Annotated in this window: 13 protein-coding genes and 2 pseudogenes; 11 read left to right on the top strand and 4 right to left on the bottom strand. The window is 59.4% G+C overall.

What is annotated here, in order from left to right; all coding sequences use genetic code 11:
* The first annotated feature begins 133 nt into the window (after positions 1-133).
* The 8 genes and pseudogenes from AC1RUK_RS30005 (at position 134) to AC1RUK_RS30040 (ending at position 8,832) form a co-directional block, all read left to right on the top strand.
* A complete protein-coding gene (locus tag AC1RUK_RS30005; protein ID WP_481837737.1) occupies positions 134-1,252 on the top strand; it encodes a branched-chain amino acid ABC transporter substrate-binding protein in 1,119 nt (372 codons plus the stop codon).
* A 177-nt stretch (positions 1,253-1,429) separates the two neighbouring features.
* Positions 1,430-4,888, top strand: coding sequence for a pyruvate carboxylase (gene pyc / locus AC1RUK_RS30010; protein WP_481837736.1), 3,459 nt, complete (start codon positions 1,430-1,432; stop codon positions 4,886-4,888).
* Between the two features lie 291 nt (positions 4,889-5,179).
* Positions 5,180-5,329: pseudogene (locus AC1RUK_RS30015) on the top strand (GapR family DNA-binding domain-containing protein); the annotation flags it as partial.
* 105 nt (positions 5,330-5,434) lie between these two features.
* Positions 5,435-5,695 (top strand): DUF2312 domain-containing protein, encoded by a 261-nt coding sequence (locus tag AC1RUK_RS30020; RefSeq protein WP_481837735.1) that lies wholly within the window; start codon positions 5,435-5,437, stop codon positions 5,693-5,695.
* A gap of 155 nt (positions 5,696-5,850) precedes the next feature.
* Positions 5,851-6,063: pseudogene (locus AC1RUK_RS30025) on the top strand (IS630 family transposase); the annotation flags it as partial.
* Positions 6,064-6,917: 854 nt separating this feature from the next.
* Complete coding sequence (locus AC1RUK_RS30030; protein WP_481837734.1) at positions 6,918-7,079, top strand: hypothetical protein; 162 nt, start codon at positions 6,918-6,920, stop codon at positions 7,077-7,079.
* Between the two features lie 78 nt (positions 7,080-7,157).
* Positions 7,158-7,631: a hypothetical protein gene (locus tag AC1RUK_RS30035; RefSeq protein ID WP_481837733.1), complete on the top strand. Its 474-nt coding sequence runs from the start codon at positions 7,158-7,160 to the stop codon at positions 7,629-7,631.
* Positions 7,632-8,475: 844 nt separating this feature from the next.
* Positions 8,476-8,832 carry a hypothetical protein gene (locus tag AC1RUK_RS30040; RefSeq protein ID WP_481837732.1) on the top strand — a complete coding sequence of 119 codons (357 nt, stop codon included), beginning with the start codon at positions 8,476-8,478 and terminating at the stop codon, positions 8,830-8,832.
* On the opposite strand, the gene AC1RUK_RS30045 is transcribed toward AC1RUK_RS30040, so the two are convergent.
* Together AC1RUK_RS30045 and AC1RUK_RS30050 are read right to left on the bottom strand one after the other, a co-directional pair.
* On the bottom strand, positions 8,818-9,159 hold the full coding sequence (locus AC1RUK_RS30045; RefSeq protein WP_481837731.1) for a hypothetical protein: 342 nt from the start codon (positions 9,157-9,159) through the stop codon (positions 8,818-8,820). The genes AC1RUK_RS30040 and AC1RUK_RS30045 overlap by 15 nt on opposite strands.
* Positions 9,160-9,332: 173 nt before the next feature.
* Positions 9,333-9,671 carry a helix-turn-helix domain-containing protein gene (locus AC1RUK_RS30050; protein ID WP_481840320.1) on the bottom strand — a complete coding sequence of 113 codons (339 nt, stop codon included), beginning with the start codon at positions 9,669-9,671 and terminating at the stop codon, positions 9,333-9,335.
* A gap of 118 nt (positions 9,672-9,789) precedes the next feature.
* Here AC1RUK_RS30050 and AC1RUK_RS30055 point away from each other — a divergent pair, with 118 nt between their 5' ends.
* From AC1RUK_RS30055 to AC1RUK_RS30065, 3 genes are all read left to right on the top strand, one after another.
* Positions 9,790-10,149, top strand: a complete 360-nt coding sequence (locus AC1RUK_RS30055) for a DUF6634 family protein (protein WP_481837729.1) — start codon at positions 9,790-9,792, stop codon at positions 10,147-10,149.
* Between the two features lie 266 nt (positions 10,150-10,415).
* The gene (locus tag AC1RUK_RS30060) at positions 10,416-11,168 is read left to right on the top strand and encodes a metallophosphoesterase (RefSeq protein ID WP_481840321.1); all 753 of its coding nucleotides are present in this window, start codon (positions 10,416-10,418) and stop codon (positions 11,166-11,168) included.
* Positions 11,169-11,539: 371 nt separating this feature from the next.
* The gene (locus tag AC1RUK_RS30065; RefSeq protein WP_481837728.1) at positions 11,540-12,298 is read left to right on the top strand and encodes a metallophosphoesterase; all 759 of its coding nucleotides are present in this window, start codon (positions 11,540-11,542) and stop codon (positions 12,296-12,298) included.
* A 422-nt stretch (positions 12,299-12,720) separates the two neighbouring features.
* Here the strand turns inward: AC1RUK_RS30065 and AC1RUK_RS30070 are convergent, their stop codons facing one another.
* Positions 12,721-13,656, bottom strand: a complete 936-nt coding sequence (locus AC1RUK_RS30070) for a LysR family transcriptional regulator (RefSeq protein WP_481837727.1) — start codon at positions 13,654-13,656, stop codon at positions 12,721-12,723.
* A gap of 556 nt (positions 13,657-14,212) precedes the next feature.
* Positions 14,213-14,515 carry a hypothetical protein gene (locus tag AC1RUK_RS30075; protein WP_481837726.1) on the bottom strand — a complete coding sequence of 101 codons (303 nt, stop codon included), beginning with the start codon at positions 14,513-14,515 and terminating at the stop codon, positions 14,213-14,215.
* Positions 14,516-14,538: the final 23 nt, after the last annotated feature.

Here is a 14,538-nt window from a genome sequence, read left to right on the forward strand (position 1 = left end):
CATGATTAACGCCGCTTCGGGGATGAATCGGCGTGACAAGTGCCTGAAAATCGGCAAACTGAGCTTTCTGCGATAAGGGTGGGCATCGCATGAAAGTGTCATCCACGCCCACTCCGTAAATGGGAGCGTTTATATGAAAAAGTCACTCTTGTCCGCCGTGGCCCTGACCGCGTTCATCGCGTTCAGCGGCAGCGCGTGGGCTGACATCCTGATCGGCGTCGCCGGTCCGATCACCGGCCCGAACGCCGCTTTCGGCGCGCAGCTGCAGAAGGGCGCAGAGCAGGCCGTCGCTGACATCAACGCGGCCGGCGGAGTCCTCGGCCAGCAACTCAAGCTGAGCGTCGGTGACGACGTGTCGGATCCGAAGCAGGGCATCTCGGTCGCCAACAAGTTTGTCGCCGACGGCATCAAGTTCGTCGATGGCCACTTCAATTCGGGCGTCTCAATTCCTGCGTCGGAAGTCTATGCCGAGAATGGCATCCTCGAGATCACGCCTGCCGCGACCAATCCGAAGTTCACCGAACGCGGCATGTGGAACACGTTCCGCACCTGCGGACGCGACGACCAGCAGGGCAAGGTTGCTGGCGACTATGTCGCCAAGAACTTCAAGGACGCCAAGATCGCGCTCATCCATGATAAGACACCTTATGGCCAGGGCCTTGCCGACGAAACCAAGAAGGCGCTCAACGGCAATGGCGTCACCGAAGCCATGTATGAAGGCATCAATGTCGGCGACAAGGACTTCTCGGCGCTCATCGCCAAGATGAAGGAAGCCGGCGTCTCCATCGTCTATTATGGCGGCCTGCACACCGAGGCCGGCCTGATCATCCGCCAACTCGCCGACCAGGGCCTCAAGGCCCAGTTCATGTCCGGCGACGGCATCGTCTCGAACGAACTGGCGTCGATCGCCGGCGACGCCGTCGAAGGCACGCTGATGACGTTCGCTCCCGATCCGCGCAAGAACCCGAACGCCAAGGAGCTTGTTGAGAAGTTCCGCGCCGCCGGTTTCGAGCCGGAGGCTTATACGCTCTACTCCTACGCCACGGTACAGATCATCGCAGCGGCTATCACCAAGACCGGCTCCGCCGACGATGCCCAGAAAGTCGCCGAGACGATCAAGTCGAGCGGCCCCTGGACGACGGCCATCGGCGACATCGGCTATGACGCCAAGGGCGACATCACCCGCCCGGACTACGTCATGTACACCTGGAAGAAGGGTGACGACGGCAAGTACTCCTACTTCGAGCAATAAGCCGGCAAACGTCTGAAATCGAGAATGCCCGGCGCACCCGCGCCGGGCATTTTTCGTTGTTGGCGCGAACAAACGATTTAAATCGGTTTAGATGTCGCGCGAATCCGTTTGCACTGCAGCATTTTCACGCTAATCATTGCGGTAGCCCCCATCCTCTCCGCCTTTGGAGCGCAGTCCTTGGCCATCACGAAAATCCTCGTCGCCAACCGGTCCGAAATCGCCATCCGCGTCTTCCGTGCGGCCAACGAGCTTGGCCTCAAAACCGTGGCGATCTGGGCCGAGGAGGACAAATATTCGCTGCACCGCTTCAAAGCCGACGAAAGCTACCAGGTCGGGCGCGGGCCGCATCTCAGCAAGGACATGGGGCCGATCGAAAGCTATCTGTCGATCGAAGAGGTGATCCGCGTCGCCAGGCTTTCGGGCGCCGACGCCATCCACCCCGGTTACGGGCTGCTGTCGGAGAGCCCCGAATTCGCCGAGGCCTGTGCGGTGGCCGGGATCACCTTCATCGGCCCCAAGCCGGAGACGATGCGCCGGCTCGGCAACAAGGTCGCGGCGCGCAATCTGGCAATCGAGGTCGGCGTGCCGGTCGTGCCCGCCACCGAGCCGCTGCCGGACGACATCGAGGCGGTCAAGGCGCTGGCCAAGACCATCGGCTACCCGGTGATGCTGAAGGCATCGTGGGGCGGCGGCGGCCGCGGCATGCGCGCCATCCGCTCCGAGGCCGATCTCGCCCGCGAGGTCATGGAAGGCAAGCGCGAGGCCAAGGCCGCGTTCGGCAAGGACGAGGTCTATCTCGAAAAGCTGATCGAGCGCGCCCGCCATGTCGAGGTGCAGGTGCTGGGCGACACGCATGGCAACGCCGTGCATCTGTTCGAGCGCGACTGTTCGATCCAGCGCCGCAACCAGAAGGTCGTCGAGCGCGCGCCGGCGCCCTATCTCAGCGAGGCGCTGCGCCAGGAACTGTGCGGCTATGCGCTGAAGATCGCGCGCGAGACCGCCTATGTCGGCGCTGGAACGGTCGAATTCCTGCAGGACGCCGACACCGGCAAGTTCTATTTCATCGAGGTCAATCCGCGCATCCAGGTCGAGCACACCGTCACCGAGCAGGTGACCGGCATCGACATCGTCAAGGCGCAGATCCACATCCTCGACGGCTTTGCCATCGGCACGCCGGAATCGGGCGTGCCGGCGCAGAAGGACATAAGGCTGAACGGCCACGCGCTGCAGTGCCGCATCACCACCGAAGACCCCGAGCACAATTTCATCCCGGACTATGGCCGCATCACCGCCTATCGCGGCGCCACCGGCTTTGGCATCCGTCTCGACGGCGGCACCGCCTATTCGGGCGCGGTCATCACCCGCTTCTACGATCCGCTGCTGGAAAAGGTGACGGCGTGGGCGCCGACGCCGTCCGAGACCATCGCCCGCATGAACCGCGCCTTGCGCGAATTCCGCATCCGCGGCGTGGCGACCAACCTCACCTTTCTCGAAGCGATCATCAATCACCCGAGCTTCGCCGACAATTCCTACACGACCAGGTTCATCGACACGACGCCGGAGCTGTTCCAGCAGGTCAAGCGGCAGGACCGCGCGACCAAGCTGCTCAACTACCTGGCCGATGTCAGCGTCAACGGCCATCCCGAGACGCGCGGCCGTCCGATGCCCAAGGCCGATGCGGCGGCACCGGTGGTGCCCTATCTCAACGGCAAGGTGCCTGGCGGCAGCAAGCAGAAACTCGATGCGCTCGGCCCGGAGAAATTCGCGGCCTGGATGCGTGCGCAGAAAGAGGTTCTGGTCACCGACACGACGATGCGCGACGGGCACCAGTCGCTGCTCGCCACCCGCATGCGCACGCATGACATCGCCGGTATTGCCGGCACCTATGCACGGGCGCTGCCGCAGCTTCTGTCGCTCGAATGCTGGGGCGGTGCGACCTTCGACGTCGCCATGCGCTTCCTCACCGAGGATCCGTGGGAGCGGCTGTCGCTGGTGCGCGAGGCGGCGCCCAATCTGTTGCTGCAGATGCTTCTGCGCGGCGCCAACGGCGTCGGCTACACGAACTACCCCGACAATGTCGTGCAGCATTTCGTCCGCCAAGCGGCCAGCGGCGGCGTCGACCTGTTCCGCGTCTTCGACTGCCTGAACTGGGTGGAGAACATGCGCGTCGCCATGGACGCGGTCGGCGCCGAAGGCAAGCTGATCGAAGCGGCGATGTGCTACACCGGCGACATACTCGATCCGGCGCGGGCCAAATACGACCTCAAATATTATGTCGGGCTGGCGAAGGAATTGCAGGCCGCCGGCGCCCATATCATCGCGGTCAAGGACATGGCCGGCCTGCTGAAGCCAAGTGCCGCGCGCGTGCTGTTCAAGGCGCTGCGCGAGGAGACCGACCTGCCGATCCATTTCCACACGCATGACACTTCGGGCCTGTCGGCGGCTACGGTGCTCGCGGCGGTGGAAAGCGGTGTCGACGCCATCGACGCTGCGATGGATTCCTTCTCGGGCAACACGTCGCAACCATGCCTCGGCTCGATCGTCGAGGCGCTGAAGGGCACCGAGCGCGATCCGGGACTCGATCCGCAATGGATCCGCCACATCTCGTTCTACTGGGAAGCGGTGCGCAACCAGTACGCCGCGTTCGAGAGCGACCTCAAGGGACCGGCCTCGGAAGTCTATCTGCACGAGATGCCGGGCGGCCAGTTCACCAACCTCAAGGAGCAGGCGCGTTCGCTGGGGCTGGAGACACGCTGGCACGAGGTGGCGCAGACCTATCACGACGTCAATTTGATGTTCGGCGACATCGTCAAGGTGACGCCGTCGTCCAAGGTCGTCGGCGACATGGCGCTGATGATGGTAAGCCAGGACCTGACCGTCGCCGATGTCGAGAACCCCAGCAAGGACATCGCCTTCCCGGACTCCGTGGTGTCGATGCTGCGCGGCGATCTCGGCCAGTCGCCCGGCGGCTGGCCGCCAGCGCTGCAGAAAAAGGCGCTGAAGGGCGACAAGCCAATCACGGCGCGGCCGGGCTCGCTGCTCAAGCCGGCCGATCTCAAGGCCAGCCGCAAGGAGATCGAGCAGAAGCTCGAGCGCAAGCTCAGCGAGTTCGAATTCGCTTCCTGGCTGATGTACCCGAAGGTGTTTTCCGACTTCGCCGCCACGCAGGAGATCTATGGGCCGGTCAGCGTGCTGCCGACGCCGACCTATTTCTACGGCATGAAATCGGAAGACGAGATCTTCGTCGACATCGAGAAGGGTAAGACGCTGGTGGTGCGCTGCCTGGCGATCGGCGATGTCGACGAGAAGGGCATGGTCACCGTGTTCTTCGAGCTCAACGGCCAGCCGCGCCGCGTGAAGGTGCCGGACAGGGCGCATGGCGCCTCCGCTGCCAAGGCGCGGCGCAAGGCCGAGCCGGGCAACGAGGCGCATGTCGGCGCGCCGATGCCGGGCGTGGTCTCCGCGCTTGCCGTCGCCGCCGGCCAGGCGGTCAAGGCCGGCGACGTGCTGCTCTCCATCGAGGCGATGAAGATGGAAACGGCGCTGCATGCCGAGCGCGACGGCACCATTGTCGAGGTGCTGGTCAAGGCCGGTGACCAGATCGATGCGAAGGACTTGCTGATCGCCTTCGGTTAAGGTGGGTCGATATTCAGGTGATGCCGGCCTGCAAACGCCGGCTTCCTGCGCTTCCGGTGCTCACGTACTTTAAGTACGCTCCGCTTCGGTTTTCGGAAACCACCTTGTTTGGCCGCTTCGCGTCCGTCTTCGACTCCGGCTCGGCCTGACCCGAATCTTTAGGGTGTGCCCAACCCTTCATGTCGCATCGATAACGGCTTGACCCGCGCCGCCCGCTCGGGCATCGAACCCGCTCGAATTTGCCGCGGCGAGAATCGCCTGAGCGCGGCGCCGAAACGACGTGGAGAAAAAATGGCCGACGACATCACCGAGACCAGCCAGACTGTTGCCGCCGGCCAGTTGCGCGCCTTCATCGAGCGCATCGAGCGGCTCGAGGAAGAAAAGAAGACGATTTCCGACGACATCAAGGAAGTGTTCGCCGAAGCCAAGGGCACCGGCTTCTAGTCGCCCCCTTTTCCTGTAGGCTACAAATCAAATCAACAACTTAAGCAGGCGACACTTCGTCGAATTGGACGACACGCCTCCCGTGCCAGGAAGGGTTCATAAATGGCCGACGACATCACAGACACCAGCCAGACCGTAGCCGCAGGCCAGCTGCGCGCATTCATCGAGCGCATCGAGCGGCTCGAGGAAGAAAAGAAGACGATCTCCGACGACATCAAAGAGGTGTTCGGAGAGGCGAAATCCACGGGTTTCGACACAAAGGCCATCAGGACTATTCTCAGGCTGCGCAAGAAAGATCAGGCCGAGCGCCAGGAAGAGGAAGCGATCCTCGATCTGTACAAGGCCGCGCTCGGAATGGTGTAAGTTCCACTCGTCTGTGGAGCGATCTTTTCGCGCCATTCTGCGTGGTGTGGGATTCTCACAGCTGCTGGTTTGCAGTTCAAGATGCTGGCTGGACGGAGGCCAGCATCTGATCGCGAGCCCTTTCTAACGATCTTCGTGAACGTGTTGTTGAGGCAGTGGGCGCCGGCGAGAGCTGCCGTGTGGCGGCATCTCGCTTTGCGTTGCTGTTTCCTCGGTGGTGAATTGGTCGCAACGTTACCGTTCCACGGGGTAGGTGGCAGCCTGGCCGCAAGCGAGCTCTGGAACCGCCTCGGACCTTCATCGTGGCGAGGGCCTATCAGACCGCTGATCTGACGCTGCATCGGCTCCGATGTCATCAGGTCGCAAGACGATTGCTGCCGCGAATGAAGAGCCAGGTTGAGAAATTCCGCGAGTTGGCGTGCAAAATAGGCGCGTCTGAAACCGAAGAGCTTTTGAATGAGGCGCCACGGAAGGTGGCCGCGAAGCGAGTGGTGAAGGTTGAGAAGGCGAAGCCAAAGGGATAAACTGGCTTACGAGATGGGGCCTGATGGTTTGGCGAGTTTCACTTTTTAGGTGGACTTTTTCGCGGAATGGCCTGTATGTTTTTTCGGAACGGTGGCGCTGGACCTCTTATAAGTTACCCAGGGGCCGTTTCACTAAGAGGCTGCCTTCGGGCAGCCTTTACTTTTTCGGCGGCTTTTTGTGATCCCCCTTTGGGGATGACTGAAAACAATTCCGCCCTAGGCTTCCGAGCGGTCATTTCGTATACCGCCCGATCATTTACAAGGTTGCCGTACGCATCAGCCCTAGATGTCGGGTTGCGTGTGCATGACATCTTATGCGTGATCATAGCTACGGCATCCTCGCTTAGAGCGCTGACAATCTGATGCACAATGTCATCAATGGTGTATCCGTCCTTTGAGCGGCTGCCGTAAATATGACCACCAATAAAAAGAATCTCATTTTCCTCGAGGGCTGGTTGCTTGAAACTAGCCCGCCCCGCGTTGATTGCGGGAAATCGCAGTTCAGTGAATGACCCTATGAATAATTGGGGCTTTCTGGCCATTCTGAATGGACGGCGCAGCATCGGGTATTATTGGCACAATCGGATTTTCCCCAAAGTTATCCGACCGTCGCAAACTGGCGGGTGACTTGTCTACCTGTACTTTCTAAAAACAGTTGGCGGCTTTCGGCGTCGGTGGCGCTCCGCCGAAGGCGCGTTATGACCGATAGAAAAATGTTGAGCGCAATTTTCAATGCCGTTTGCGGATTGTCGGGGAAACTCACAAACGAGATCATGATTGTTGGCGTCATCGGCGGAGATGGGCGAATCCTGAGAACGATTGCTGCCGCGAATGAAATTATGCCACCGCCAGAGGTTTGAGCTGCATTTGTTGTTTTGGCTGGGCTCCCAGATTTGCGCCGGCAGGTTACCATCAAGGGCAAAGTGGGGGTGGAAGCCATGTTAACGACAACGATAGCGTATGTGCACCAGACATCTTCCTTAGGCAAAGAAGATCGGCTTGAGTTGTTACGGAAAATGATCAGGGATTATGCGACCAATGAGATGGTCGATATAAGAACGCCGCAGTTCCTCTGGCCGATCCTTTGCCCGCTGGAAATCGGCTTGACTTCCGAACTCGGATGGGAACTCGGGCCAACTCCTGACCACCAGAAATATGGCTGGGAGAGCTCTTATGACTGGGTCATCGAAGCTGTGACGGAAATCTATCCCGGATGGAACCGTGTCGAAGAAGAATTTGGCTGGGGTGCGATGCTGAACATCGAAAAGCCCAATATCGCGCACGCGATCGCGCGCCCTGCTGGAGCAGAATTCATCGGCGTTGAAAGGATCAAGAATGCCCGCAAGCTCAGGAGCGCGAAGGGGATAAATTGGTATCGAAAGGCCTTGGATTTCCAGTTCGCGGGTCTATGAACGTCATCAATTCAATGAGGCTGCTGGTCGTGAATACGGCTTTGTCGGATGCCGTATTCACAGTCATGCAAACCTTGGTGTCGTATCTGTCGATACGAATCTTGCGATCCCCTAGCATGCGCACATACCTGCCATGCTCCTCCTGAAAATGCTCCATAAGTATTTTTCGGAGTACAGTGTTTCGAACGGCCCCTAAAACTTTTCCAAGGCCCTCGGGGCAAAGCCGCTCTCCTCGCCACCATCGTCAAGTTTCAAGGAGAAGAATAGCTTCCCCTGCCTGACTTCTACGAGAATGTTCACTGTATTGCCTCCCATGGAAAGAAGCGCCTATAGCGCGTTCCGGTAAATATTTCCGCGACGAAATTCGACCCTATGCCCGGGAGAGTTTCCAAGCGCTGGTCCGGAAGTTCATGATAAAAACGGGAACACAGAGTCTACCCTACTGGAGTCGAGGACACCCTGACCGCCTCGGCCGCCGCAGCTCCGGCAATGTAGTCAGACGATAAGCGCCACCGAACCGGAGATGGCTGGTTTTAGCAGGTGTTGTCCCGCTGCTTCGCCGCGTTTTGCCATGCGTTGCAATGTGCGCGCTTGGCCGCTGCATGCACAGGATGACTGGCCGCGCCTGCCCGGACGCTTCCCTCAATGGACCGCCAACAGGAGCTTCGAATCCGAAAGGTCAGGACTGATGCTCGTCCGTATCCAAGACGAGCCGGCGGCTTGGTGCATTTCGTAGTCCTCGCGTGCGAATGCGACAGGTGCATGAGCGGCCTGCATCTCCCGGTGACAGCACCCTTTCTCAATCTTTCGCGACGATGGTCCTCGACGCAATCGGAGAGGATTCATGGTTTCACTGGGCTCTTATTTGAATGACGGAAAGAGGTGGTTTTTCGCGATAACGGAAGGTGGGGTGACGGCGACAGACGCATACGAGGGCAGGCAAGGAGCCCTAAAGGCATTGATGGAGGCAGGGTTTTTGGAAGATGCGGCACGCGTTATGCTCGTGAGCATCGTTGTGCGCCGGTTCAACGATGCAGATACTCCAAACGTTCTGGAGGATTACCGAACGCTCGAAGACGAGGAAGGGCTGGAAAACTATGTGACGTTCGGTCCTGGCGGCAGAGTCATTGGCACCGTTCGCCACACGCTCGCGTCGGCTTTAGACGAAGCCGACGACCGCCTTCAGCTAGGAACGCGCTGACTTCCTAGCCTTCTCGCGCTCTATGGCTTCTATGTAACCGGGAGGCAATTTCAACCAAGCACGGAGGAATTGTTGATTGAGAGGGTGGTCCAGCTTGAACAGGCTGCCCTCCCCGTGGAGGCGTTCATAGGCGAACGCTTCTTCCGCACGCGTGAGGAGCTTTTTGTACTCCGTCACGACATCGGGATCCGCCGACGCTTCCAGGTGATGCCCGGTTCGGTTGATGAAACCTCGCAAAGTTCCATAGGAGCCTCGATCCTCCTTCGAGAGCATGGCTCCCAGCAAGATCCGGTCGTGATTTGGCAGTCGTTGTCCTAGCTTTTGCATCGAAGCTTCCCGCATGACGATCCCGATGGCCAATCAGAACCTGGGATCTTGTCAGGCACAAGGTATCTCGATGGGACGCTTCGTTTGAAAGCCTGACGTCAGCGGTTTCGCCAGCCTTCAGTGTCGATCACAACGTCGCCGTCTTGGTGAACCGAGCGATAGGTTGTCCATAGCTACAACAGGTTCTGCCTGCGGAGAGCGACGCCTGGCCCCCGCTCCGGAGTTGACGGAAGAAACTCTACGCCTTCCTTCTCAAATGCGAGCCGAAGTTTTTCCACCGCATCAAGTGCGATTCCTTTTCCGCCTGACTCGATACGAACGACCGTCCTGCGGCTCACGCCTGCGCGCTCAGCGACTTGCTCCTGGCTGAGGTTCACGAGCGCCCGCGCTGCACGTAGCGCCCGCAGAGTGTCAGAAATTGAATCCATGGAGCAGCAAGTCCGCCCTCGGTTTATTTTGTCAACAATTGGCGCGTGGAGTGACATAGCTATGGACCTACACGGGCGAATCATGCACAAAAAGTGACATCTAGCGTGAGCGCTGCGAACCGATAGGTTCCCGGATCGAATCCTTCGTTCCCCAGGACTTGTAGGTCTGACGGCGTTGGGAAGCAGGATAGGAGAGCCAACCGTGTACTATTTTGGAAACAAGAACGGCGATGTCGACTACGACGGCATCCGGCGAGAGATCGAAAGGTTAGAGAAGCTCGTCGTCGACCTCTGGCTGGTGGCCTCGCCGTTCGACTGCCGCCGCCTGTATAGCGAGAAGGCGTTGTCAGACGCTCCGCTTCTGGAGGACTGGCGACAGGCTGTCCGCCCCGTCCCTTGCCTAGTCGGCTTCTCGACCGGGCACCCGCTTCTGCCCGGTTGCGAGCGACCGATCGTGACCTCTGATATCTGGCTTTTCTCCGAAGAGCTGCGCATAGCTCGATCAATGTCCCGTTGGTACCGCTTGGGGAATCCTTCCCGCGACATGTCGAAGGACAACTGAGATGGCATGTCCGTGCAAGAAAGGAACTCGAACTCCCGCTCCCTTTGGTTGCCTGTCTCGCCTGCAGCGCGGCGCGCGCGTGGCGAGCGGGAATCCTGCAGACAAGCATTCGAGCCTTTGGGCTGCACGGCGCCGATCCAGAGGCGCCCCGGCGTTTGGCCGACTGAGATGACTGGAGCCAGATATGAAACTTTGGATCTGGTCTGACCTCCATCTCGAGATGCAGAATCCTTCGTTCGTGGATAGGGCACCTGAGGGCCGACCTGATCGTATGCGCGGGTAACCTCTGCCACGCCGACACGCTTGGCGATCACGCGCGTTGGCTTATCGAGCGATACAAACTGCCGATGGTTTTCGTGCCCGGCAATCACGAGTTCTTCAGCGATCGCGGAGTCTGGCCACTGCGAACGAAACCTTCCGACCATCTTTTGATGAAGGACGTGGCCGAAGCGTCGCGATCGTGGCGGCAACGACTTTACGTTCTAGACGACGACGTCGTGGAGCTCGGCGGAGTGCGGTTTGTCGGAGGCACGCTTTGGACCGATTTCAAGACGGACCTAGTGAACGACGCCGGCCTTCCGCGACGGATGCAATCGGCACTCACGAAACTGGTGGACTTCTCCAGAATCTGGCTGGGCGACGGCGAACTGCTGACACCGCAGGTCATGCTTGGGTTTCATTTGCTGACGAGCGGCTTCATCGCGCGAGAGCTGGCTTTCCCTTTCGACGGCAAAACGGTTGTCGTCACGCACCATCTGCCCCATCGGAATTGTACTCCTTCGGCTTACGTCGGCCGGGAAACCAATTTTCTGTTTGCCTGCGCGAAGGAAGCATTCGAGGGGATCCTGAATTCGGATGCGGCTCCCCCGCTCTGGATTTGCGGTCACACGCATCATCCAAGCGACTTCAGGGTCGGCCGGACCCGGATCGTCTGTAACCCGATGGGCCGCCTAGGGGTCGCCAGCGAGCGCGATGGCTTTCAGTGGGACTTCGTGATCGACACGGAGGATCTCCCGTGATGGCTCCGAGTGCCGGACGGTCGAATCCTCAGGGCTTCGGATGTAGGCGTTGCCCTGGCCCGAGATGGCCGCGCTACGCCGCGCGCTGTTCAATGCCTTATGATCGGAGAACGTGATGCCCGGTTCTAAGCCGAGATCGGCTGCCACCAACAAATCTAACGGTATCAAGCATGATCTGCCGGCTAGGGCGTGTCTCGACACTATCGCCCGCGAGGCGGGCGCGAAGCCGCGTTGCGGTCATTGTTGAAACGGGGAAGCGAATGACCTCGCCTAGATGATCGCGTGACTGTCGAAATGAGGAAATCCAATCAGCGCCGAGGTGTGAATTCTGGCGGCCTTTCTGCGCGGATGAAATCCAAGGACTCAATCCTATGAAGATATGGTTGCTCTCAGATTTGCATCTGGAATTTGCTGACCTGGGAAGGCCACTGACCATTCCGGACGCCGACGTCTGCGTGGTCGCTGGTGATCTCTGCCGGGCCCCCGCCAACGGTGTTTTTTGGCTCGCAAAGCATATCGCTCCGGCGATGCCCTGCATCTATGTCGCCGGCAATCATGAATTTTACCGAGGATCGATCCGAGAGGGACTTGAGGACGGGCGCGCTGCGGCCGAACAGTTCCCGAATGTGCATTTCCTCGAAGACAATTTCGTCGTCATCGACGGCGTCCGTTTCCTCGGCGCCACACTATGGACGGATTACCGAATCCAAGGGCATCCGGAACTGGCCATGGCCTACGCGCGCGAGCGCATGAATGACCACAAACTGATCGCGAAACGGCGGAATCCTTGGCAAAGATTCGTGCCGGAGACGGCGTTTAAGATGCATCAGGAATCCCGTCTGTTCATCACTTCGGCGCTGAAGGCAGATCCGATTACCACGATCGTCGTCACGCACCATCTACCGCACGAGAAATCGATTCCTTCTAGATTTGAGGGCGATCCGCTGAATGCCGCCTATGCGAGCGACCTTTCCGACTTGATCGAACAGGGACGTCCAGCTTTGTGGGTGCATGGGCATACCCACGCCAGCTGCGACTACCAACTCGGCCAAACGCGTATCGTCTGCAATCCTCGCGGCTACGACAGCGAAAACCAAGATTTCAACCCTGCGCTCGTCGTTGAAATTTGATTGTCCGATATTCTTGCAGCATCGGTTTCATACGCACACGTTGCAACCGGCCGCAGAGCCGATCCGACCCATCATGTTTCAGACGCAGGTCGAGTTTCAGCGCACTTTCTACTAAGCGATCGTGAAGAGCGGTATTGGAAGTTCCAGCAGGACGTAGGCGAGGATTTCGGATTCGCGCCGTGCCCGGCGATCATGTTGCCATCTGATTCTTGACTCTGGAAAGGCCGTATAGCGACATCATGCGCCGATCGGTTTTTCGCATAGGCGGCGGGCACAAGCGCCAACCGCGGTTGGACGCGACCAGGGATATGGCTGTCGCCAAATTGTCCACCCCATGATCCAGTCTGATGTCGACCCGGAGAGCCGTTCTTGCAGCGCGAGATTGAGGTATTCTGCTGCTTGGACCACCTTCGCCGCCGGTTTCATAAGACGCGATGGGCTGCCAGGGCACTCTTGCGCCATTTCTCGACGAATCTGAGAAAGACCTGAAGCGGCATGGGCGTTTGACGACGGCTGGGATGATAAAGGAAAACGCCAGGCAGCGTGCGATTCCAGCCCTCCAGCAACGTCACCAGCCGGCCTCGCGCAAGGTGCCTCGCTACAATCTGCTCTGGAAGGTAGCCAATGCCAACTCCTTGGAGGGTGGTGCTCAGTAGCACGTCAAGATCATTGACGATGAGCGAGCCTTCGACGGAGATCTCGGTATGCTGGTCGCCCTTGGTGAGAACCCAGGGCTGTACGGAGCCATCAAAGGGCGAACGGAATTGGATGCAGTCGTGGGCGTGCAGATCTTTTGGAAGCGACGGTTTCGAACGGCGCGCCAAATAACTCGGAGCGGCGACCGCAATCATTCTGAACTCGTCCGCAATGCGCAAGATCGTCATGTCGCGCTCGATTCTGTGCCCGACTCGAATTCCGGCATCGAACCTGCCGCTGACAATGTCGCTGTCCGTGTCATCGACATGGATTTCAAGGTGAATGGCAGGGTATTCCGCGAGAAACGGCTGAATGAGTGGCGCGAACATCATCGGGGCCAATATCGCGGCGGTCGGCCGCGAGAGAGCCAGGCGCAATGTTCCAATTGGCTTGTCGCGGAACGAATTGACACTCTCTAGAGCGTGATCGATGCCTTGGAGGATCGGCTGTACTTCCGCCAGAAGGCGAAGCCCAGCCTCCGTCATGGCGACGCTTCGCGTGGTGCGATTGAACAGCCGAACGCCGAGCCGGTCCTCGAGCGACCGGATGGTCTGGCTCATCGTAGGCAGGGCGATTCCGACCTCCGCCGCCGCTTTCGTGAAGCTGAGATGTTCCGCGACTGCCACGAAGGCGGTCAGTTCAGTGAGTTGGACAGGAGCCATTCGTCGTCGAAGCCAAACAGTTCCTTCCAATACTCGCGATAGCCAATGCGTCGGCCGATCCCGAAGTTCCCAATCGGGCGGTTCGGCCTGACGCGGAAGGCGACACCCGTCGCACATATGTAGCGAAAGCCAGGCAATCAATGACCGCGCACCAGGCGAGAAGGCCTCGTCGCGACATTGTGATGGTCAGTACCGAACGGTTCAGACCGATTTATTCCCATCGGTCACTTTCCGTGGGTCGCGGCCTCAGGCCGCGCCGGGGTGCGGCGCCAAGCGGATCCGGAGCGGCATATTGACCGCAGTCAAGATTTGGCAGCGGCCGGTTCGGTGCGCGGGAGACAGGATAGTCTTCGTAGAATCCAAATACCCTCTTCCGGGTATCTCCAATTATCATTTGCCGGCCAATCCCCATCTCGAATCCACGCGGATCGTGAACCGCGTGCGGTGGCCCTATCGGACTCGACATGACGGCAGGATCCCGAACTCAGCTATGCGATGCCGAAGGTTTCCCTTCTCGGCGACCAGCCTGAACTGGAAGGAGTGCTTCATGAGAACCTCAACGACAATCCTGGCGACGATCGCCTTGAGTGCTGTGCTGGCGATCGGCTCGGCAACGGCGTCGATGGCTCGCGGCGGTGGGGATGGCGGCGCCATATTCATCAGGAACCAAGGTGGCTTCGGTGGCGGTCGCAGCTTCGGCGGCCATAGGTTCACCATGAGCCATGGTGGCTTCGGTATGCGTCATGGCTTCAACCGGGATCATCGCTTCGACGGCAGGCGCCATTTTGGTCGTTTCCGTGACCATGACCGTGACTTCGACAACTTCCTTGGGTTTGCCCCATTCTTCGGACTTGGCCAATACGGCTACTGCGAGAACTACCG

The sequence above is a fragment of the Mesorhizobium monacense genome, assembly GCF_056781675.1.